General features: G+C 66.0%; 19 protein-coding genes. 14 read left to right on the top strand and 5 right to left on the bottom strand.

Features of this window, described 5'->3' with window-relative positions; genetic code table 11:
- The first annotated feature begins 10 nt into the window (after nt 1-10).
- The 9 genes from AC1DKQ_RS01115 to AC1DKQ_RS01075 all read left to right on the top strand — a co-directional run bounded on the left by AC1DKQ_RS01115 (nt 11) and on the right by AC1DKQ_RS01075 (nt 9,174).
- Complete coding sequence (locus AC1DKQ_RS01115) at nt 11-964, top strand: N-acetylglucosamine kinase (protein ID WP_476917982.1); 954 nt, start codon at nt 11-13, stop codon at nt 962-964.
- 34 nt (nt 965-998) lie between these two features.
- Complete coding sequence (locus tag AC1DKQ_RS01110) at nt 999-1,454, top strand: NUDIX hydrolase (RefSeq protein WP_476882725.1); 456 nt, start codon at nt 999-1,001, stop codon at nt 1,452-1,454.
- Nucleotides 1,455-1,882: 428 nt separating this feature from the next.
- Complete coding sequence (rsgA, locus tag AC1DKQ_RS01105) at nt 1,883-3,046, top strand: ribosome small subunit-dependent GTPase A (RefSeq protein WP_476918172.1); 1,164 nt, start codon at nt 1,883-1,885, stop codon at nt 3,044-3,046.
- Nucleotides 3,047-3,286: 240 nt separating this feature from the next.
- Complete coding sequence (locus AC1DKQ_RS01100; protein WP_476882726.1) at nt 3,287-4,390, top strand: ABC transporter ATP-binding protein; 1,104 nt, start codon at nt 3,287-3,289, stop codon at nt 4,388-4,390.
- A complete protein-coding gene (locus tag AC1DKQ_RS01095) occupies nt 4,390-5,136 on the top strand; it encodes an ABC transporter permease (protein ID WP_476882727.1) in 747 nt (248 codons plus the stop codon). Before AC1DKQ_RS01100 ends, AC1DKQ_RS01095 begins: the two co-directional genes overlap by 1 nt.
- Nucleotides 5,133-5,879 carry an ABC transporter permease gene (locus AC1DKQ_RS01090; RefSeq protein ID WP_476882728.1) on the top strand — a complete coding sequence of 249 codons (747 nt, stop codon included), beginning with the start codon at nt 5,133-5,135 and terminating at the stop codon, nt 5,877-5,879. Before AC1DKQ_RS01095 ends, AC1DKQ_RS01090 begins: the two co-directional genes overlap by 4 nt.
- Nucleotides 5,876-6,838, top strand: a complete 963-nt coding sequence (locus AC1DKQ_RS01085) for an ABC transporter substrate-binding protein (RefSeq protein ID WP_476882729.1) — start codon at nt 5,876-5,878, stop codon at nt 6,836-6,838. Before AC1DKQ_RS01090 ends, AC1DKQ_RS01085 begins: the two co-directional genes overlap by 4 nt.
- Nucleotides 6,839-7,028: 190 nt before the next feature.
- On the top strand, nt 7,029-8,249 hold the full coding sequence (locus AC1DKQ_RS01080; RefSeq protein ID WP_476882730.1) for a pyridoxal phosphate-dependent aminotransferase: 1,221 nt from the start codon (nt 7,029-7,031) through the stop codon (nt 8,247-8,249).
- A 70-nt stretch (nt 8,250-8,319) separates the two neighbouring features.
- Complete coding sequence (locus tag AC1DKQ_RS01075; RefSeq protein ID WP_476917981.1) at nt 8,320-9,174, top strand: polyphosphate kinase 2 family protein; 855 nt, start codon at nt 8,320-8,322, stop codon at nt 9,172-9,174.
- Nucleotides 9,175-9,212: 38 nt separating this feature from the next.
- On the opposite strand, the gene AC1DKQ_RS01070 is transcribed toward AC1DKQ_RS01075, so the two are convergent.
- Together AC1DKQ_RS01070 and xseA are read right to left on the bottom strand one after the other, a co-directional pair.
- Nucleotides 9,213-9,443: an exodeoxyribonuclease VII small subunit gene (locus AC1DKQ_RS01070; protein WP_476882732.1), complete on the bottom strand. Its 231-nt coding sequence runs from the start codon at nt 9,441-9,443 to the stop codon at nt 9,213-9,215.
- 150 nt (nt 9,444-9,593) lie between these two features.
- Entirely contained in the window at nt 9,594-10,880 is a 1,287-nt protein-coding gene (gene xseA, locus AC1DKQ_RS01065) for an exodeoxyribonuclease VII large subunit (RefSeq protein WP_476917980.1), read from the bottom strand.
- 243 nt (nt 10,881-11,123) lie between these two features.
- On the opposite strand from xseA, the gene AC1DKQ_RS01060 reads away from it, so the two are divergent.
- Nucleotides 11,124-11,984: a hypothetical protein gene (locus AC1DKQ_RS01060; RefSeq protein WP_476882734.1), complete on the top strand. Its 861-nt coding sequence runs from the start codon at nt 11,124-11,126 to the stop codon at nt 11,982-11,984.
- Nucleotides 11,985-11,994: 10 nt separating this feature from the next.
- Nucleotides 11,995-13,083, top strand: a complete 1,089-nt coding sequence (locus tag AC1DKQ_RS01055; RefSeq protein ID WP_277522563.1) for a 4-hydroxy-3-methylbut-2-enyl diphosphate reductase — start codon at nt 11,995-11,997, stop codon at nt 13,081-13,083.
- 59 nt (nt 13,084-13,142) lie between these two features.
- Here the strand turns inward: AC1DKQ_RS01055 and AC1DKQ_RS01050 are convergent, their stop codons facing one another.
- The gene (locus tag AC1DKQ_RS01050) at nt 13,143-14,381 is read right to left on the bottom strand and encodes a DNA recombination protein RmuC (protein WP_476882735.1); all 1,239 of its coding nucleotides are present in this window, start codon (nt 14,379-14,381) and stop codon (nt 13,143-13,145) included.
- Nucleotides 14,382-14,556: 175 nt separating this feature from the next.
- Between AC1DKQ_RS01050 and ychF the strand changes: the two genes are divergently transcribed.
- On the top strand, nt 14,557-15,642 hold the full coding sequence (ychF, locus tag AC1DKQ_RS01045; RefSeq protein ID WP_476882736.1) for a redox-regulated ATPase YchF: 1,086 nt from the start codon (nt 14,557-14,559) through the stop codon (nt 15,640-15,642).
- A 445-nt stretch (nt 15,643-16,087) separates the two neighbouring features.
- Here ychF and AC1DKQ_RS01040 read toward each other — a convergent pair whose 3' ends face one another.
- Both AC1DKQ_RS01040 and AC1DKQ_RS01035 read right to left on the bottom strand, forming a co-directional pair.
- Complete coding sequence (locus tag AC1DKQ_RS01040; RefSeq protein ID WP_476917979.1) at nt 16,088-16,258, bottom strand: hypothetical protein; 171 nt, start codon at nt 16,256-16,258, stop codon at nt 16,088-16,090.
- A 178-nt stretch (nt 16,259-16,436) separates the two neighbouring features.
- Complete coding sequence (locus tag AC1DKQ_RS01035) at nt 16,437-17,084, bottom strand: SGNH/GDSL hydrolase family protein (protein WP_476917978.1); 648 nt, start codon at nt 17,082-17,084, stop codon at nt 16,437-16,439.
- A 216-nt stretch (nt 17,085-17,300) separates the two neighbouring features.
- Between AC1DKQ_RS01035 and AC1DKQ_RS01030 the strand changes: the two genes are divergently transcribed.
- Both AC1DKQ_RS01030 and AC1DKQ_RS01025 read left to right on the top strand, forming a co-directional pair.
- Nucleotides 17,301-17,531, top strand: a complete 231-nt coding sequence (locus tag AC1DKQ_RS01030; protein ID WP_476882738.1) for a hypothetical protein — start codon at nt 17,301-17,303, stop codon at nt 17,529-17,531.
- Nucleotides 17,532-18,089: 558 nt separating this feature from the next.
- Nucleotides 18,090-19,871, top strand: a complete 1,782-nt coding sequence (locus AC1DKQ_RS01025) for an ABC transporter family substrate-binding protein (protein WP_476882739.1) — start codon at nt 18,090-18,092, stop codon at nt 19,869-19,871.
- Nucleotides 19,872-19,877 lie beyond the last annotated feature (6 nt).

Raw genomic sequence — 19,877 nt, 5'->3', positions numbered from 1 at the left:
ACCTGTTGCAGTGACTAACACTGACTTCCCGCCGGCGGCGGACTCCGTTCCATCTTCCACCACGTCATCCGCCCCGGCGACGACGGGCGCCGTGATCGGCCTGGACATCGGGGGCACCAAGACGAGGGGCGTCCGGTTCGAGGACGGCATGCCGGTGGCCGACGAATCCGTGGGCAGCTCCAATGTCCAGAACGTCAGCTTTGAGGAAGCGGGCCGCAACTTGGCGGAACTTTTCGGCATGATCGGCGGGGGAGCAGTCGGCCAGGTTTACGTCGGAGCCGGCGGCATCGACACCGACGACGACGCCGCGGCGCTCGCGGCACTGATTGCCCCCCACGTGCCCGGCGCACGGATCACGGTGGTCCATGACACCCGGCTGCTGCTCGCTGCAGGCGGCGCCAGCACCGGCGTCGCAGTGATCGCCGGCACTGGCTCGGCCGCGTGGGGCAGGAACGGGCGCGGCGAGGAAGCCCGGGCCGGGGGCTGGGGCTACCTGCTCGGCGACGAGGGCAGCGGCTACTGGCTGGGCCGGGAGGCCGTCCGCCACAGCCTGCGGCGGATGAACCAGGGGCTGGAGCCGGACGACCTCACCAGCGCCCTGCTGGCATCCTGCGGCGTGGACCACCCGAACATGCTGATCGCACTGTTCCACTCGCCCGCGACCGGACGCCGCTTCTGGGCCCAGCAGGCCCGGCTCGTGGTGGAAGCTGCGGACGCCGGCCACGCGACGAGCCAGGCCCTCATGGACCAAGCCGGGAGCGACCTCGCCGACCTGGCAGCGCAGACCGTACGGCAGTTGGGCCTCGAAGGTCCCGTCATTCTGGGCGGCGGGCTCGGCATGAACGTGCCGCGGCTGCAGGAGTCCTTCCGCGCGGCACTCGCCGCCGCGGGGATCACCGATGTCCGGGTCCTGGAGCAGGAGCCCGTCTTCGGGGTGCTCCAGTTAGTGGCGGAACAGGAATAGCCGGAGGCAATCCACCGGCTACTACGCTGGAGGGATGAGCATGCAATTCGACACCCGGCCTGCCGCCTACGCCGTCATCATCCGTGACGCCGAGATCCTCCTGGCGTACTGGAAGCAGGACGGCCGCGAGGGCTGGACGCTGCCAGGCGGCGGCCTTGACCTGGCCGAGCACCCGGTGGACGGCTGCCGCCGCGAGATCCACGAGGAAACGGGCTACGACGCCGAGGTCGGGGCCATGCTGGGGATCGACGTCGGGCACTGGCCATCCGAAGTCCGGCTCGACGGCGGCGAGCGGGACTTCCAGTCGCTCCGGCTGGTCTACGAGGCGAGGATAACGGGCGGGGAGCTGCGCCACGAGGTGAACGGGAGCACCACCCACGCGGCCTGGATTCCGCTGGATGCCGTGGCCGAGCTGAACCGGGTCTCGTTGGTGGATGCCGGTCTACGCCTGTACCGCGAGAGGCCGCTGAACGGAAAACTTTCCGGCTAAATCGCTAGCCAGGCGCAGGCCCCATGGCTATTCTGTAGAAACCGCCGGGCAGAAACGCAGCAACCCAATAAACGCAGCTGCAGTCCGTGGGCGGGATCAGGCGGGATCAGACAGGGCCGGCCGCAGCAAGCCGGCAACGACGGGGAGGTGGAAGCAATGAATGCGATATTTCTGAGCGCGCAGCGCACCGATACAAGCCATGTCATTACTCCTGCCCCGTCCCACGGCGCAGCCTAGCCATCCAGCGCTAGTCTCCACGCACGCGGCGTCTCTTGCCGCCACCGCGCAACTGCGCCGCATCACGGGGCCCCATCAAAGGGTTTTCGTTGACTACACCTGCTGCATCGCCGGGCGCCCGCCGCGCCCTCTTAACCGATTCATCTGATTCTGATTCATCCCTCCCCGATTCAGCCGGGCCCAATTCAGTCCTGCCCGCAAATGACGGCGGCCCCGAGGGGCCAGTCCACTACGGTTACACGGCCGGCGTCGCGGAGCGGTTCGCGGCCCATCCCGTGCCGGGCGGCCACCGCCCCGGCCGCGTCATCCGGGTGGACCGCAACCTCGTCCTGGTGGCCGACGGCGACGGGACCGCGCACCTGCCCTATCCGCGCGGCGGGGAGCTTCCCGCCACCGGGGACTGGGTCTGGCTGGGCTCGAACGCGGCGGGGGAGCCCGCTATCGTGGGCATAGTGCCGCGCCACTCGGAGCTGAGCCGCAAGCGTGCCTTCGAGGCCTCCTCCGAGGCGCAGGTCCTTGGCGCCAACATGGACGTTGTCGGGATCGTCGTTCCGGTGGACCGTCCGCTCACGCACAACCGGCTCGAACGGACGCTGGTCGCGGCCTGGGACTCGGGTGCCACGCCGCTCGTGATCATCACGAAGGCGGACCTCGCGGACCTCGCGGACGACGTCGTGGGCGCGGTCGTACGCCAATCGGCGGGCGTCGACGTCGTCACCACCTCCGCCGAGAACGGCGACGGGCTCGACGAACTGCTGGGCCATCTGCCGCCCGGCGGCACGCTGGTGCTGCTGGGGCCCTCGGGCGCCGGCAAGTCCACGCTCATCAATGCCCTCGCCGGGGCAGCGACCCAAGAGATCGGGGCAGTCCGCGCCGGCGACGGGAAGGGCAGGCACACCACCACGTCCCGAGCGCTCGTTTCCCTGCCCGGCGGCGCTGTCTTGATGGACACTCCCGGGGTGCGCGGCTTCGGGATCTTCGACGCCGAGGACGGAATGGAGGAGATGTTCGGCGACCTCGAAGAGCTTTTCGGGCACTGCCGCTTCTCGGATTGCGCGCACGACCGGGAGCCCGACTGTGCCATCCAGGCTGCGCTCGCCGACGGCGTCCTGGCCGAACGCCGCTGGGCCAGCTACCTGAAGCTGCAGCGCGAACTCGCCGCCCTGGCCCGCCGCCACGACGCGGCAGCGCGGCGGGCCTACCAGCGCGAATGGCACCAAAAGATTGTGGTGGCGGCCAAGAGCCAGCGGTCGGCCCAGCGGGACAGCCAGGAAAATGCGCGCGACCGCGAAGGCAAAGGCAGTCATGGCAGCGGCAAGAGTGGGGCTAAGGGCGGCCGGCGGCGGCCCCGTTGAGGCACGTCCCGCGGTGACACCGCGGTCCCTGTGGCGCATCGGAAGCATTTCCGGTGCGCCACCCATCCGAAATCGTTGTGCTTCCGAAGCCTTACGGGAGCCGCGGCGCCGCTGACTGCATTTTCATGACAATGTCATGAGTGCTCGTTAGTCTAAGTGCTAACTGCTTTGTGGCCAGCACACTGATGAAGCTGGCTGGTCCCTGTCGATGTTGCCGCCAACAGTTAGGTAAGCCCGGAAATGGCCGAAGCCATGATCGAGTTCCAGAACGTCACGAAGCAGTACCAGGGTGGCCAGCCCGCCGTTGACGGGCTGACCATGTCGATCGACAAGGGCGCCATCACGGTGTTCGTGGGACCATCCGGTTGTGGGAAGACCACCTCCCTGCGGATGATCAACCGCATGGTGGAACCCACCTCCGGCGTCATCACCGTCGACGGGGCTGATGTCACTTCAGTGCCGGCCGCCCAGCTGCGCCGGTCCATGGGCTACGTCATGCAATCTTCCGGGTTGATGCCGCACCGCTCCGTGCTGGACAACATCGCCACCGTTCCACGGCTTAACGGTGTGTCCAAAGCCGACGCCCGCAAGCGCGCTCAGGAACTGCTCGACGTCGTCGGGCTGGCATCCTCCCTCGGCAAGCGGTACCCATCGCAGCTCTCCGGCGGCCAGCAGCAGCGCGTGGGCGTGGCCCGGGCGCTCGCGGCCGATCCTCCGGTGCTGCTGATGGACGAGCCCTTCAGCGCCGTGGACCCGGTGGTCCGCGATGAACTGCAGAAGGAGCTGCTCCGCCTCCAGCATGACCTGGCCAAGACGATCGTCTTTGTCACTCACGACATCGACGAGGCCACCGTCCTGGGCGACAAAGTGGCCGTATTCGCCGTCGGCGGGAAGCTGGCGCAGTACGCCGCCCCGCAGGAAATCCTGCGGGCCCCGGCAAACGAATTCGTGGCCGCCTTCGTGGGCCGCGACCGCGGGTTCCGGCACCTTGCGTTCAGCCCCTCCGACGGGGTCACCATCCACCCGGTCCGCACTGTCACGGCCGAACGGCTCCGGGAGGCGGGCAGCTCCGACGGCTGGCAGTTGGTGGTTGACGACGCGCTCCGTCCCCTTGGCTGGGCCGGGCCCGGCAGTGCCACCGCAGCCGGTCCGGCGATGGTCCCGGGCGGCTCCCTGTTCCGCAAGGGGGACACGCTCCGCCGGGCCCTGGACGCGGCGCTGTCCTCGCCATCGGGCCTCGGCGTCGCCGTGGACGACGACGGCCGCGTGGCCGGGGTTATCGTGGCCACGGAAGTGCTCGCTGTGATTGAGTCAGACCGCAGCATCCGGCACGGAGGGCTCTGATGGAGTGGTTCCTGGCCAACAGGGCGGAGGTCTTTAGCCTCGCCGGCCAGCACCTCATCCTGGCCATCCTGCCGATGGTGTTCGGGGTCCTCATTGCCATCCCGCTGGCCCAGCTCGCCCGGCAAAACCGCGGGTTCCGGTCCACCGTGCTCACGGGGTCCTCGCTGCTCTACACGATCCCGTCCCTGGCGCTCTTCATCATCCTGCCGACCATCCTCGGAACGCGGATCCTAGATCCGGTCAACGTGGTCGTGGCCCTGACCATTTACGCCGTTGCCCTGCTGGTGCGCGCCGCGCTGGATGCCTTCGACTCGGTGGACGAGGACCTCCGGCAGGCGGCCGTCGCGATGGGTTTCAAACCCTTCGCCCGCTTCATGCAGATCGATCTGCCGCTGTCCTTGCCAGTCATGTTCGCCGGGCTGCGCGTGGTCTCGGTCAGCAACATCTCGCTGGTCAGCGTCGCGGCACTGCTCGGGATCGGCAACCTCGGAATGCTCTTCACCTCCGGCCTGCAACGTGATTTCGTCACCGAGGTTGTGGTGGGCATCATCGCCATCCTGATCCTCGCGCTGCTGATGGACGCCATCCTCGTCCTGCTCGAACGACTGCTAACCCCGTGGACCCGGGCCGCTGCGGCGACGGGTGCTGGCGCCGGTTCAGATGCAGGCGCCGGTGAGGACACGGCTGGCGCCGTTGATGGGGCCTTGCTGCTTTCACGCCCCAAGACCGGAGGGGGAAACGCATGAGCAATGTCGTCACGGACACCTTTGCCTGGCTCGCCAATCCGGAGAACTGGTCCGGCAGCGCCGGAATCCCGACGCGGCTGACCGAGCACCTGCTCTACACGGGCCTGGTGATGCTGATCGCCATCGCCATCGCCGTCCCCATAGGCCTCTACGTCGGACACACCGGCCGCGGGCGGGTTGCCATCGTGGCACTCGCCGGCGCGCTGCGCGCCCTGCCCACCCTCGGCTTGTTGACCCTCTTCGTCCTGCTCGCCGGCATCGGTCTGATGCCGCCAATCTGGGCCCTCGTGATCCTGACCGTGCCGCCCCTGCTGGCCGGCACCTACGCCGGGATCTCCAGTGTCGACCGCAATGTAGTGGACGCCGCCCGCGCCATGGGCATGACCGAATGGCAGGTCCTGTTCCGGGCGGAATTCCCCAACGCGCTGCACGTGATGTACGGAGGCTTCCGGACCGGGGTGCTCCAGGTGATCGCGACTGTTTCCGTGGTCGCCTACATCAACCTGGGCGGCCTGGGCCGCTACCTGTTCGACGGGCTCGTGCTCTCCGACTTCCCGCAAATGCTGGGCGGCTCCTTGCTGATCGCCGCCCTCGCCATCGCCGTCGATCTTGTCCTCGCCCTGATTCAGAGGCTGTTCCTGTCACGGGGCGCCTCGACCCAGCCAAACCGCAGCCAGCAGGCTGCGGTTGATCTCACAGACCCCGTACTCGCGGGGACTGTTCTTCAAGGAGGTAAGTCATGAAGGAATCCCGCCAACAAGCCCTCGGCAGGCGCGCGTTCGGCGCGGTGGCCGCCGGCGTCGGCCTGGCTATGGCCTTGTCCGCCTGCGGAGGTTCATCCAACCCGCTGAGCTCGGCCCCGGCCAGCGGCGGCGCCTCCGGTTCAGGCGGCGCCCTGGTGATCGGCTCCGCCGATTTCCCGGAGAGCCAGATCCTGGCGGAGGTCTACGCCGGCGCCCTGAACGCCGCGGGTGTCACGGCCAGCACCAAGCCGAACATCGGCTCCCGCGAGGTCTACATCAAAGCAGTCCAGGACGGGTCGGTGGATGTTGTGCCCGACTACAGCGGCAACCTGCTGCTGTACGTAAACAAGGACGCCACCGAGGTTTCGGCCGAGGACATTGCGAAGGCCCTCCCGACCAAGCTCCCGCAGGGCCTGGCCGTGCTGGATGCCTCCAAAGCCGAGGACAAGGACGCCATGGTGGTTACCAAGGCCACTGCCGAGAAGCACCAGCTGAAGTCCATCGAAGACATGGCGAAGGTTTGCAGCGACCTCGTGATCGGCGCCCCGGCGACCTTCGCCGAGCGCGCGTACGGGCTGCCCGGCCTGAAGAAGAACTACAACTGCGTCCCGAAGAAGCTTGAACCGTTCAGCGACGGCGGCGGCGCCGTCACGCTCAAGGCCCTGCTCTCGGACCAGGTCCAGGTGGCGGACATCTACACCACCACCCCGTCCATCCCGGACAACGACCTCGTGGTGCTGGAGGATCCGAAGAACAACTTCATCGCCCAGCAGGTACTGCCGCTGTACAACACCGCCAAGATGACGGACAAAGCGAAGGAAGCCCTCAACTCCGTCTCCAAGGTCCTGACCACGGAAGACCTCATCAACCTCAACCGTGCCGTGAGCGGCAGCCAGAAGCAGAACCCGAAGGACGCGGCGGACGCGTGGCTGAAGGAGAAGGGCATCGTCAAGCAGTAGCCGGCACTGCGGGACCGCCGTGGCAACATGCCGCGGCGCCCCCTGTCTGGCCGCTGGCCACGACTGACCTGCCAACGACGCCGGTGCCCCGGCTTGCAGTCCGGGCACCGGCGTCGTTGTTGTTACTGCCGGGTCCGTGTGTGAGTCATGTCTCAGCGGAAGTACATCCTCCATATGGCATATTTGATGGATGGCAGAATTCAAGCAGTCCACCAAGCTGCATAATGTCCTTTACGACATCCGTGGACCGATTCTTCAGGCCGCCCAGCAGATGGAGGCGGAGGGTCACCGGATCCTCAAACTGAACATCGGAAACCCGGCCCCGTTTGGGTTTGAAGCGCCGGACGCGATCCTGGTGGACATGATCCGCCACCTGCCGCACGCCCAGGGCTACAGCGACTCGCGCGGCATTTTCTCCGCCCGCACCGCCGTCTCGCAGTACTACCAGACCCGCGGGATCCAGAACATCCACGTCGATGACGTCTATCTCGGCAACGGCGTCAGCGAACTGATCACGATGTCGCTTATGGCCCTGCTCGACGACGGCGACGAGGTCCTCATCCCCACCCCGGACTACCCGCTGTGGACTGCCTCGGTTGCCCTGGCCGGCGGGAAGCCCGTGCACTACCTCTGCGACGAGGAAACCGGCTGGCAGCCGGACCTTGAGGACCTGGAAGCGAAGATCACCCCTCGCACCAAGGGCATCGTGATCATTAACCCGAACAACCCCACGGGTGCGGTGTATCCGAAAGCGACGCTGAAAAAGATCGTCGCCCTCGCCGAGAAACACGGCCTCGTGCTCTTCGCCGACGAAATCTACGAGAAGATCCTTTACGAAGACGCGGTGCACGTAAACCTCGCCTCGCTCACCGGCGACGACGTCCTGTGCCTGACCTTCAGCGGTCTCTCCAAGGCCTACCGGGTCTGCGGGTTCCGGGCCGGCTGGATGGCCATCTCCGGCCCGAAAAAGGACGCCGCCGACTACCTCGAGGGCATCAACCTTCTCGCCAACATGCGCCTCTGCGCCAACGTCCCGGCCCAGCACGCCATCCAGACCGCACTCGGCGGCTACCAGAGCATCAACGATCTGATCCTGCCCGGGGGACGCCTCCTAGAGCAGCGGAACAAGGCCTACGACATGCTCAACGCCATCCCGGGCGTCAGCACGCAGCAGGCCCGCGGGGCGATGTATCTGTTCCCGAAGCTGGACCCCGAGGTCTACCACATCCGCGACGACGAGAAATTCGTCCTGGACCTGCTCCGCGAGCAGAAGATCCTCCTGTCCCACGGCAGGGCGTTCAACTGGGTCCGGCCGGACCACTTCCGGATGGTGACGCTGCCAAACGTCAAGGACCTCGAGGAAGCGATCAACCGCATGGCGGACTTCCTGAGCCGGTACAAGGGGAACTAGGCTTCGATCAGCAGCGGAGTTCGGGGACTCGCCCGCGCAGCGGCTGCACGAAACTGGAAAGAGGCTTTCCATGACAGATGCTGTGATGTTCGAGCGGCACCCCGCCGAGACGCTGCTCGTCGGAAAAAAATTCAAGCTGAAGGACTGCGACCCGGACTCCACCCCGGGCTACCCGGGCGGGAAATCCGACGGCGAGGCGCTCCTGGCAGAACTCGATGGCAAGCTGACCACCCTGCAGGAGCAGCTTTTCGCCGAATCCCGGTTTGGCGGCACCAAGCGCGTCCTGCTCGTCCTGCAGGCGATGGATACTGCAGGCAAGGGCGGGATCGTCAAGCATGTAATGGGCCAGATGGACCCGCAGGGTGTCCAGCTCAAGTCCTTCAAGGCGCCGACCCCGGAGGAGAAATCCTACGATTTCCTCTGGCGGATCGAGAAGGCAGTGCCGGCGGCCGGCATGGTGGGCGTTTTTGACCGCTCGCATTACGAGGACGTCCTTATTCACCGGGTCCACCGCTGGGCAAACCCCGAGGAACTGGAGCGGCGCTACAAGGCCATCAACGAATTCGAGGCGAGGCAGGCGGCAGCCGGGACCACGGTGGTCAAGGTCATGCTCCACGTCAGCCGGGACGAGCAGAAGGACCGGCTGCTCGCCCGGCTGGATGACGAAACCAAGGTGTGGAAGTACAGCAGCACCGACCTCAAGGAGCGCGCCTTCTGGAGCGACTACATGGATGCGTACGAGAAGGCGTTCGAGGAGACGGCAACTGACATCGCGCCTTGGTACGTCGTGCCGGCCAACAAGAAGTGGTACGCCCGCATCGCGGTGCAGCAGCTGATGCTGGACGCCTTGGAAGGGCTGAAGCTGAAGTGGCCGGATCCGGAGTTCGACGTCGATCTGGAACGGAATCTGGTCGAGCGATCCTAATAAGGAGGGAACCGGCGCGCCGCGGCGGAGTTCGTCGCCTAGCCCTTATCCGCGGCGTGGTCCCGGGCGGCGGCGAGCCGCTTGCGGGCGCCTTCGAGCCACTGTTCGCAGCGCTTGGCCAGTGCCTCACCGCGTTCCCACAGCGCGAGCGATTCCTCCAGGCTGGCGCCGCCGGCCTCCAGCTTGCCCACCACTGCGACCAGCTGCTCGCGGGCGTCCTCGTAGCTGAGGGCCTCGATGTCGGCGTTCGGGCTGGATTCTTCTGCCATGCGGATGCTCCTTGGTTGTCGCGGTTTCTGCTTCCGCGGTGTCTGTTCGATGGTGCTCTTCAGTGGTGCTGTGCAGTGGTGCTGCCGGGTTGGCGGCTGATTCCCGGAAGTGACGCCGGATCAAGCGCTACCCGGCTTTGGTCGGCTGGGTCAGTCCTCGGCCGGCTCCTCGCCGCCGGTGGATTGGGCGGTGAACCGGCCGCCGGCCACCCGCACAGTAAGGTCGGTGCCGGCGGGCGCCTGCGAGGGGTGCCGCACCACGTCCCGGTGCGTCGCGGGGGCCGTTCCGGAGCCGGCGAGCTGGACCACCGCGTAGCCGCGATCCAGCGTCTTTTGCGGCGAGAGCGCGCGCACCTGCGCCTTGAGGTGGACCAGCTGGTCCGCTGCCCGCACGACGGCGGCGCTGATGGACGAGAACGAGCGGACTTTGAGCCGCTCGACGTCGTCGTGGCGCTGGGAGATCATGACATCGGGGGAGAGCAGCACGGGACGGGAGCGCAGGGACGCTAACCGGTCGCCCTCGCGTTCAACGAGCCGGGTGACTCCACGACGGAGTTGATCCCGTGCCTGCCGGACCCGGACGAGCTCTTCTGCGACATCCGGAACGATCCTCTTCGCGGCGTCGGTGGGTGTTGAGGCCCTGAGGTCTGCGACGTCGTCGAGGATGGGCCGGTCCGCTTCGTGCCCGATCGCGCTCACCACGGGGGTGGACGCGTCCGCGACGGCCCGGATGAGCTCCTCGCTGCTGAACGGCAGCAGGTCCTCGAGGGCGCCTCCGCCGCGGGCGATGACGATGACGTCAACCACGGGGTGGGCGTCGAGCTCCCGCAATGCCGCGATCATCTGGGCTACGGCGGTGTTGCCTTGGACCGCTACTTCGCGGATCTCGAATTCGACGGCGGGCCAGCGCAGGGCAGCGTTGCGAAGCACATCCTTCTTGGCGTCAGAGTCCCGGCCGGTGATCAGGCCGATCCGGTGCGGGAGCAGGGGGAGCCGTTTCTTCCGGGCATCGGCAAAGAGACCTTCTGCGGCGAGGGCCTGGCGCAGCCGCTCGATCCTGGCGAGGAGGTCGCCGAGACCCACAGGCCGGATGTCCTTCACGGACATGTTCAGCCGGCCCGTCTTGAGCCAAAATTCGGCCTTGATCAGGGCTACAACCCGGGAACCGCGTTCCAGCGGAGCGGCCTGGCGGTCCAGCACGGTGGTCCAGACCGACGCCGGCAGCGAGATTTCGGCGTCGATGTCCCGGAGCGTCAGGTAGGCGTTGCTGCCGCGACGGTTGAGCTCGATCACCTGCCCCTCAACCCATGCCGAGGGCGCACGGTCGATGTGCATCTTGAGCTTCTGGGACAGCAACTGCAGCGGCCAGGGGTTGTCCGGGCTGGTTTCAGCCGCTGTGGCCGGTAGCGTGGTGGCCGCCGCCACGTCCTCAGACACGCCGGGGCTCCATGGCCGAGGGGGCCCTGTGGAGTGCCTTGTGGAAAGCCCTGTGCATATGCGTGCGTGTCCTTTGCCCGAGGGGGGCTGCCGGCGGCCCGCTCCCCGGCGGGTGAGCCGGCCGGCAGCCGGAAGTTGTCTCTTTCAACTCTATCCATAGCTCTACCACCGGGGCCCGACTTTATGGCCGCGCCCTGCCCCGCCCTAGGATGGGAGGGACGCCATCGACCTCCTAGGAACCCCTTGCGCACTTTTGTCTCTGCCGCCGCCGTCCTTGTCGGGCTACTGATGGCAGCTGTCGCTGTTCCAGCCATGTGGGCGGACCGCAACATTGTCCAGGAAGAGGGCTTTGTTGCCCTGACCGCACCCCTGGGCAAGAACCCGGCGTTCCAGCAGCGGCTGGCCACGGCAGCCGTCGACGGCTTGGCCTCCAGCGCCGGCATCCCGGAGGCCCTCACCGAGCTTGCCCGGCCGGTCCTGGACAAAGCGGCACAGTCGCTCACGGGACTGCCAGGCTACTCCGAGGCCTGGGCTGAAACCCTGCGCAAGAGCCACCGCCTCACGTTCGCCGACCCCAGCACGCTGCCGCCGGAGGTTGACGGCACGTCGTCGCTAACTTTGGATGTCGCACCGCTTGTCGGGCTGGTGGCCAAGCAGGTAACCGAAGCCACCAAGCTTCCGATGGAGGCCCCCGCCCAGGTGCTGATCCATATCGGGCAGTCCAACCAGCGCCAGCTGATCGAACGCGTCACCGTCTTCGCCCCGATGGGTTATGCCGTTGCCGTCGGCGCCGGCATCGCCTTCGTCCTGGCGTTCGTTGCGGCCCGACGTCGGTGGACCGTCCTGGTCGGCATGGGCGTCGGAGCGCTGGTGCTCGCCGGGGCGTGGAAGCTGGCCAGCGATGTCGCCAGCGCCGCCGTCGCCGGGACCTCGAGCGGCAACGATGTGGCGGAGCTCTTCAAGAACGAGTTTGTCGTGGCGAGCTCTGCCAGTTTTGGCCAGTGGATCGTCGCTACTGCAGTGGCGGGGGCAGCCCTGCTGGCCGCAGGTGTGGCTGTCCGCGTAGCCGGAGGCCGCAAACGGGGCAAGAGTGAACACCGGTAGCATGGGGGGCATGACCTCCACCGCTGTTTCCGTTCCGATGCCATCCGTTCCGCGCCGGCGGCGTTCACCGGAAGATGTTCTGGCGGCGGCACCTGTCGCCGGTCCCAAAAAGGTCCTGCTGGCCGCCCCGCGCGGCTACTGCGCCGGCGTTGACCGTGCGGTCATCGCGGTGGAAAAAGCCTTGGAGCACTACGGCCCGCCGGTCTACGTCCGCAAGCAGATCGTGCACAACGTCCATGTTGTCAGCTCCCTGGAGGAGAAGGGCGCCATCTTCGTCGATGAAACCGACGAGGTCCCGGAAGGGGCCCTCGTGATCTTTTCCGCGCACGGTGTCTCGCCCGCCGTCGTCCAGTCCGCCGAGGACCGCGGCCTGCGTACCATTGACGCGACGTGCCCGCTGGTCACCAAGGTGCACCGCGAAGCCGTCCGGTTCGCCAAAGATGACTTCGACATCCTGCTGATTGGCCACGACGGCCATGAGGAAGTGGAAGGCACCGCCGGCGAGGCTCCTGAGCACATCCAGATCATCAACGGCCCGCACGAGGTCGACAAGGTCACGGTCCGCGACCCGGAGAAGGTCATCTGGCTCTCGCAGACCACCCTCAGCGTGGACGAAACCATGGAGACTGTGCGCCTGCTCAAGGAACGGTTTCCCACCCTGCAGGATCCGCCCAGCGACGACATCTGCTACGCCACCACCAACCGCCAGGTGGCGATCAAGAAGATCTCGCCCCAGGCGGAACTCGTGATCGTGGTGGGCTCCGCCAACTCATCGAACTCCGTCCGCCTCGTGGAGGTGGCACTGGAATACGGTGCCAAGGCCTCCTACCGGGTGGACTTCGCCAACGAGGTCGACGAGACCTGGTTCGAGGGCGTCGCCACGGTGGGCGTGACATCCGGGGCCTCTGTCCCGGAAGTTCTCGTCAAGGACGTGCTCCGGCTCCTGGCCGACTATGGCTACGGATCGGTCGAGGAAGTCGTCACGGCCGAGGAAGACCTTCTTTTCTCCCTGCCGAAGGAACTCCGGGCCACCCTGAAGCAGGCCGGCGACGTCACCCGCGCCCTCGGCGGCCGCGGCACCCGCCCCGAACAGTCCTAGGCGCTGATCAGTCGCAGGTACTGACCAGTCCCGGGCACCGAAAACCCTTGGCACCAGTCCTAAGCCGCGGACTCTTCGGACTGGTGCCGGGGCTGCAGCTCCGGGGCCGCCACTGCCCGCGGCGTGACCTCGACTGCAGGCGGAGTGACCAGACCGGCGGATTCGAGGGCGTTCAGCTTCCTGGCCGTGGGCAGGACCCGGGCCTCAAGGGTTCCGACCATGGAGTTGTACCGCTCCACCGAAGTCTTCAGCGATGACCCCAGCTTGGTGACGTTCTCGCCGAGGGTGCCCATCCGGTCATAGAGCTGCCGTGCCAGTTCGAAGAGCTCCCGGGCGCTGTCCGTCAACACGTCCTGCCGCCACGTGAACGCCACCGACTTCAGCACCGCCAGCAACGTCCCGGGAGAGGCCAGGACCACGTTCTTGGACAGGGCATAGTCGAGCAAGGCCGGGTCCGCCGAGAGGGCGGCGGCCAGGATGGACTCCGCCGGCAGGAAACACACCACCAGCTCCGGAGAGTTGCCGGGGATGTCCCAGTACTTCTTGCTGCCCAGCGCGTCCACGTGGGTCTTGAGGGCCTTGGCATGCGCCGCGAGGTGCGCCTGCTGGCTGCCGGGCAGCTGCGAGGACTGCTGGCCCGACTGGGCGGCTCCGAGGTCCTGGGCGGCGAGATACGCCGCCAGCGGGACCTTTGCGTCGACAACGAGCTGCTTGTCCCCGGGCAGCTGCACCACGAGATCGGGCCGGAGGCTGCCGTCCGGCCCGGAGCTGTGGGCCTGCCCGCTGTGGACCTGTTCATGGAAATCCACATGCCGGAGCATGCCTGCTGCCTCGACCACCCGGCGCAGCTGGACCTCGCCCCACTGGCCGCGGGCGCTGTTGGAGCGCAGGGCCGACTCCAGCGCATGCGTAGAGCGCAGCAGCTGCTCATCGGACAGGCGGGCCTCCTGCAGCTGCTGGGCCAGCTGGCCATACTGCTCCAGCCGGTCGCGTTCGAGCAGGGACACCTGCTGCTGCACGGCCGTGAGCTTCTCCGCCACGGGCGCCAGCGCCCGGAGCACACTGCCGTCCTGGTTCCGGGACTCGCCCAGTTCCCGGTTCTGTGCCGCGAGAAGGCGCCTCTCGGCGTCGGCGGCGGCGAACTGGGCGCTGACGTCGGAGAGCCGGGCCGATACGCCGTCAAAGTCCTGTTCCACGGCCAGATAGCGCCGGCGGAGCAGAACATAGACGACGGCGGCGCCGGCAACGGCGCCCGTGAGCAGCATGAGCAGGGCAAGAATCAGTGCAAAAGCATCCATGACTTCACTGTGGCATGCCCCTGTGACAGTTTTGGCTGCGACGCCCGGAACGCCCCGGACTTACACCCAGGAACGTGCGTGCAGGCCGGCCGTGCAGGCCGTCATGCCATCCCGCTCGCCGGCCCTCACCGGCCGCCGCAACGATCACCGGTCCGTGCGGGTAGAATATATGCTCGTGGCACTTACTATTGGCATCGTCGGACTGCCCAACGTCGGCAAATCAACCCTTTTCAACGCACTGACCCGCAACCAGGTCCTCGCGGCGAACTACCCGTTCGCCACGATCGAGCCGAACATCGGCGTCGTGAATCTGCCGGACGCCCGGCTTGAAAAGCTCGCCGGCATCTTTGGCTCCGCGCGCCTGCTGCCCGCCGCCGTGTCCTTCGTGGACATCGCCGGCATCGTCAAGGGTGCTTCCGAGGGCGAGGGCCTTGGTAACCAGTTCCTCGCCAACATCCGCGAGGCCGAGGCTATCGCGCAGGTTGTCCGCGTGTTCGATGACCCGGACGTCATCCACGTCGACGGCAAGGTTGATCCCAGTTCCGACATGGAGACGATCAACACCGAGCTGATCCTGGCCGATCTGCAGACCATCGAAAAGGCCATCCCCCGGATCGAAAAAGAAGTAAAGATCAAGAAGCGCGATGCGGCCGAGCTCGCGGCCATCCTGGCGGCGCAGGCAGTGTTGGAACGCGGCGACACCATTTTCTCCTCCATCAAGAGCGACAAGCTGGAGATGGAGCACCTCAAGGAACTCGGCCTGCTGACGGCCAAGCCGTTCATCTATGTCTTCAACTCCGACGAGGGCATCCTCGGCAGCCCGGAGAAGCAGGCGGAACTGCGAGCCCTCGTGGCTCCGGCCGATGCCATCTTCCTGGACGCGAAGCTTGAGTCCGATCTGGTGGAGCTCGACGAGGCAGAAGCCCGCGAGATGCTGGAAATGAACGGTCAGGATGAATCCGGACTGGACCAGTTGGCCCGCGTCGGCTTCCACACCTTGGGACTGCAGACCTACCTGACGGCCGGCCCCAAGGAAACTCGGGCATGGACCATCCGCCAGGGCGACACCGCCCCGCAGGCGGCCGGCGTGATCCACTCCGATTTCCAGCGCGGCTTCATCAAGGCCGAGGTCGTTTCGTTCGATGACCTGGTCGAGGCAGGCTCCATGGCCGAGGCGAAGGCCCGCGGCAAGGTCCGGATCGAAGGCAAGGAATACGTCATGGCCGACGGCGACGTGGTCGAGTTTAGATTCAACGTATAGCTCCTGAGCCCTTTTGCGATGGCCGCCAAGAACACATGTTCTTGGCGGCCATGCGCTTTTTGACGGATTCCCCCAGCCGGCCCGTGTCCTACTTCGAGGGGATGCACAGGTGGTCCCTGAATGCCGCGGACCCGGGCAGATGCGTGCTTTACCTGGGACGGCACGAGGGCAGGCTTCTGGCTGCGGCGCGATCTACGTGCGCAAGGGCCGGATCTCCTGGTACGTCTACGCGGCCAGTTCCTCCCAGGAGCGCAACCTCTTTGCCCCGCGCGCTAGCGGCTAGCAACACCTCAGGGAAGGCCGGTTCGTTGCCTCATTGATGTCCTCCGGCAGGGTGCCTCGCTGCGCCACTGAAGGGCCTTCGCGGGGACGAAGTTCCAGGAGCAGCTTGCTGTTCGCAGTGTCACTTCTCCAGATAATGCCGGACCGGGGCACCGAATTGGGTTTAGGACGACGCTGTCACGCCCGCGCAGATGAGCTGTTCCGTCACGTTGCCCGACGGAGCGTGGAACGGGCAGTCACGAGGCACGCTCCAGATGAGCACCACCGCGACCAGTGTGCACGCGAATGCCGCCAGGGCGGTCGCGCCGGCGACCGGGTGGCTCTGACGAAGCATCCGGCACAGTCTGCGGATCGCTCATGCCCAGAGTTCAGCCCTGCTTCCCCGATGGCTCAGGGTGCGCCTCCGCGGGCGCTCAGCGGCCCCGTCAGGGATTTGCCAAAGTCCGGGGTTCTCGTGCAGCCGGGGTAATCTGGTCGCTGCAGCAGGCTGGGCCGGCCGGATGGAGGAGCCCTCACGGCTGCATCCGTTTCTGCGCCACCTCACCAAGGGCAGCGGCGATCTGCTGGTGGCCGGTGGCGTTGGGATGTATGCCGTCGGTGGCCAGGTAATGGGTTTCGTCGTAGGCGTAGTCGGGGCCTTTGAACGCCGCGCGCAGGTCGACGTACGGCGACCCGGTCTGCGCTGCGACTTCCCGGATCTCCGTGTTGACCTTGTCGGTGACGCTAGCCGCCGCGTCTGCGTAGGGCTGGCCCTGCTGTTGTGCATACTGGCCGCCAAGCCAGACGCTCCAGTAGTCCAGCAGCACTACTTTCACCGCGTGGCCAGCGGAGAGTTCGTGCACGCGGTCCACGATGGCGTGCAGGTTCGCCCTGAGATCCGTGATCTTGGGCTGGTAGCAGGCCACGTCGGTTCCGCACGAGCTGGAAGGCACCACGTCGTTCGCGCCCACTTCGATCTCCACCAGGCGCGCAGCCTTGACCTGGTCGATCGTGGCGCTTGCGTTGCTCAGCTGGTGAAGCAGGTCGAAGCTGGTGAATCCGGCGACCGCCTCGTTTGAAGCCGTGACCGCAGGTCCGTCCGGTGACGACAAGTCCGAGGCGCTCAGCTGCGGGTACGGCGTGCAATCGCAGGCGGTGCCCGCCGGTATGGAATCACCCAATGCGGCCAGCGACCATGTCGCGGTGGGCGTTGGGGACGGGCTGCCCGCCGGCGAGCTGCAAGCTGCTAGCGCGACCGTCAGAAGTCCCAGTGTAAGCACTGCCAACCGTATGGCCATCCGGTGCCTGCCCACGCCGGATGCTGGCGCCAGGAGCTGGCGGCGGGAACGAAACGATGGCGGGCGAGCCGCAGTACCGGCCACAACACGATTCTACGCTTGTCGAAGTTGCTGGCGCAGCGTCGCGCCATCGAAACCGATCTCGGTTCCCTCCTCGAATGGGACGACAGGCCTGACAGCAAGGCATGCAAGCTGACCATCAACCGTCCCGGCGACTTCCAGGACGAGGCTCAGTCGCAAGAACTGGTCGAGTGGCTGGCAACGGGGGACAGGTTCGCGCGCGTCATACCGGAGTACTGGGGACAACTGAAGGTTCACCCGAGATACTGATGCCGCAGGTCAACGGGCAGGAATCGGCCGAAGCCAAGTCTGCGCCGGTTAGACACGACGTATCTGTGTGGGATGAGGAATCGCTCCACTGCTGGATCGCCCTGAACGGACGATGGTCCCGGAACGGACGCGGGAACCTGGCCTCGGCTGTGATCGCAGGGCAGTGGGGCCAGGCGTTCTTCCGTGAGGTGACGTCGTCGAATTCCGTTTCAACGTTTGACGTCCCCCGCCCGGCAGAGCGGTAATTCTGTCAAGTAATTAACGATTAACTGGAGGAGCCTCGATTTTCGGATCGGGGCTTTTTCTGTGTGCGGTTCTTTTATCTTTTTGCTGCGCAGCAGTCAATGCTTTTATGGAAAGCCGGCTTTGCGGACCGTGTCCAACGTTGCAGCTCGGTAACGAACTTTACGGTGGGTCAACTTTGGTGGCTCCAAGTGGCCTTCGGGGTTTACGCTTCATGCCATGTGAGACGGACCACACTGCCGCTGGGGGAGTGTGGACGTCTGTCTGGCGCTTTCGGCGCCGGTCTCACCCACACCACAGAAACAAGGAGGCGGAATGCGCTTGGGTCGTATTTCCAAAGCAGTGGGCGTGGCGGCAGCAGCTGCCATCGCCCTCAGCGCCTGCGCAGGCAACAGCGGCGGGACAACCCCGACCACCGCGGCCGCAGCAGGCAAACAAGGCGGATCGGCAACCGTAGTAGAGGTCAACGCATTCAATACGTTCAACCCGAACACGGCCGACGGCAACACTGACATCAACTCGAAGATCAGCTATGCCACGCACTCGGGCTTTTACTACATCGACAACAAGCTCAACGTTGTCCGTAACGAGAAGTTCGGCAAGATGGAAAAGGTCTCCGACAATCCGTTGACGGTCAAGTACACCATCAACGACGGCGTGAAGTGGTCTGACGGCACGCCCGTCACCGCGGCCGACCTTGTGCTGCAGTGGGCCGCCTTCTCCGGTTACTACAACGACGCGAATGCGGAAGCGAAAACCGGAACGTCCTATTTCTCCTACGCCGGTGACCCCACCGGTCTTGCCCTCACCGACTTCCCGGAACTCGGCGAGGACGGCCGCAGCATGACGCTGAAGTACTCCAAGCCGTTCGCTGACTGGGAAATCGCCCTGGGCGGCCCGGGCATCGACATCCCGGCCCACGTCCTGGCCAAGAAGGCGGGTCTGGCGGACACGAAGGCGTTCATTGACCTCCTGAAGGGCATGCCCCGCGGCGACGCCAAGGCCCCGAAGCCGGCGAACGCCAAGCTCAAGGCCATGGCTGACATGTGGAACACCGGCTTCGACACCAAGACCCTGCCGGCTGATCCGAGCCTCTACCTCTCCAACGGCCCGTTCATCGTCAAGAGCGTCAACCAGGACCAGTCCCTGACCATGGTCAAGAACCAGGACTACAACTGGGGTCCGACAGCCAACCTGGACGAGATCACCGTCCGCTACATCGGCGAGGCACCGGCCCAGGTCCAGGCGCTCAAGAACGGCGAGGCCGACATCATTGCCCCGCAGGCGTCCGCCGACACCGTGGAGCAGCTCAAGGCACTCGAAAGCCAGGGCGTGAAGGTCGACGTCGGCCACCAGCTCGCCTACGACCACATCGACCTGAACTATTCGGGCCCGTTTGCCGACAAGAACGTCCGCGAGGCGTTCATGAAGGCCATCCCGCGCACGGACATCGTCGACAAGATCGTCAAGAAGCTCGATCCGCAGGCTGCACCGCTTGACTCGCAGCTCTTCGTTCCGGATCAGGCCCCGTACGCCGACTCCGCCAAGAGCAACGGTTCCTCCGCGTACCAGGGTGCGGACATCGAGGGTGCCAAGAAGCTCCTCAACGGTGCCACCCCTGAGGTCCGCATCATGTACAACAAGGACAACCCCAACCGTGTTGACGCCTACTCCCTGATCAGCGAGTCCGCCAAGAAGGCCGGCTTCAAGATCGTCGACGGCGGCCTGGGCAAGTCTGACTGGGGCAAGGCCCTCGGTGACGGCAGCTACGACGCCACCATCTTTGGCTGGAGCAACTCGGGCGTCGGCGTGTCCGGCGTTCCGCAGATCTTCAAGTCCGGCAACGACTCCAACTTCAACAAGTTCAGCGACCCGGCAGCGGACAAGCTGATGGATGAACTGATCGTCACCACCGATAAGAGCAAGCAGGACGGCCTCGTAACGCAGATCGACAAGATGATCTGGGATTCGGCCTATGGCCTTCCGCTCTTCCAGTCGGTTGGCGTGGACGCGTACAGCGACCGCATCACCGGTGTGAAGTACATGCCGAACCAGACCGGCGTTTGGTGGAACTTCTGGGAATGGGCACAGAAGTAGCCCGCG

The sequence above is a fragment of the Arthrobacter sp. 05L421 genome (assembly GCF_056397785.1).
The sequence above is the reverse complement of the archived record's forward strand: the minus strand, read 5'-3'. Positions and strand labels throughout refer to the sequence as shown.

What these genes read in the sequence shown, in the direction of transcription:
- AC1DKQ_RS01110 (WP_476882725.1), top strand. Translation starts at nt 999, where the DNA reads ATGAGCATGCAATTCGACACCCGGCCTGCCGCCTACGCCGTCATCATC.
- AC1DKQ_RS01100 (WP_476882726.1), top strand. Translation starts at nt 3,287, where the DNA reads ATGGCCGAAGCCATGATCGAGTTCCAGAACGTCACGAAGCAGTACCAG.
- AC1DKQ_RS01095 (WP_476882727.1), top strand. Translation starts at nt 4,390, where the DNA reads ATGGAGTGGTTCCTGGCCAACAGGGCGGAGGTCTTTAGCCTCGCCGGC.
- AC1DKQ_RS01090 (WP_476882728.1), top strand. Translation starts at nt 5,133, where the DNA reads ATGAGCAATGTCGTCACGGACACCTTTGCCTGGCTCGCCAATCCGGAG.
- AC1DKQ_RS01085 (WP_476882729.1), top strand. Translation starts at nt 5,876, where the DNA reads ATGAAGGAATCCCGCCAACAAGCCCTCGGCAGGCGCGCGTTCGGCGCG.
- AC1DKQ_RS01080 (WP_476882730.1), top strand. Translation starts at nt 7,029, where the DNA reads ATGGCAGAATTCAAGCAGTCCACCAAGCTGCATAATGTCCTTTACGAC.
- AC1DKQ_RS01075 (WP_476917981.1), top strand. Translation starts at nt 8,320, where the DNA reads ATGACAGATGCTGTGATGTTCGAGCGGCACCCCGCCGAGACGCTGCTC.
- AC1DKQ_RS01070 (WP_476882732.1), bottom strand. Translation starts at nt 9,443, where the DNA reads ATGGCAGAAGAATCCAGCCCGAACGCCGACATCGAGGCCCTCAGCTAC.
- AC1DKQ_RS01055 (WP_277522563.1), top strand. Translation starts at nt 11,995, where the DNA reads ATGACCTCCACCGCTGTTTCCGTTCCGATGCCATCCGTTCCGCGCCGG.
- AC1DKQ_RS01050 (WP_476882735.1), bottom strand. Translation starts at nt 14,381, where the DNA reads ATGGATGCTTTTGCACTGATTCTTGCCCTGCTCATGCTGCTCACGGGC.
- AC1DKQ_RS01040 (WP_476917979.1), bottom strand. Translation starts at nt 16,258, where the DNA reads ATGCTTCGTCAGAGCCACCCGGTCGCCGGCGCGACCGCCCTGGCGGCA.
- AC1DKQ_RS01025 (WP_476882739.1), top strand. Translation starts at nt 18,090, where the DNA reads ATGCGCTTGGGTCGTATTTCCAAAGCAGTGGGCGTGGCGGCAGCAGCT.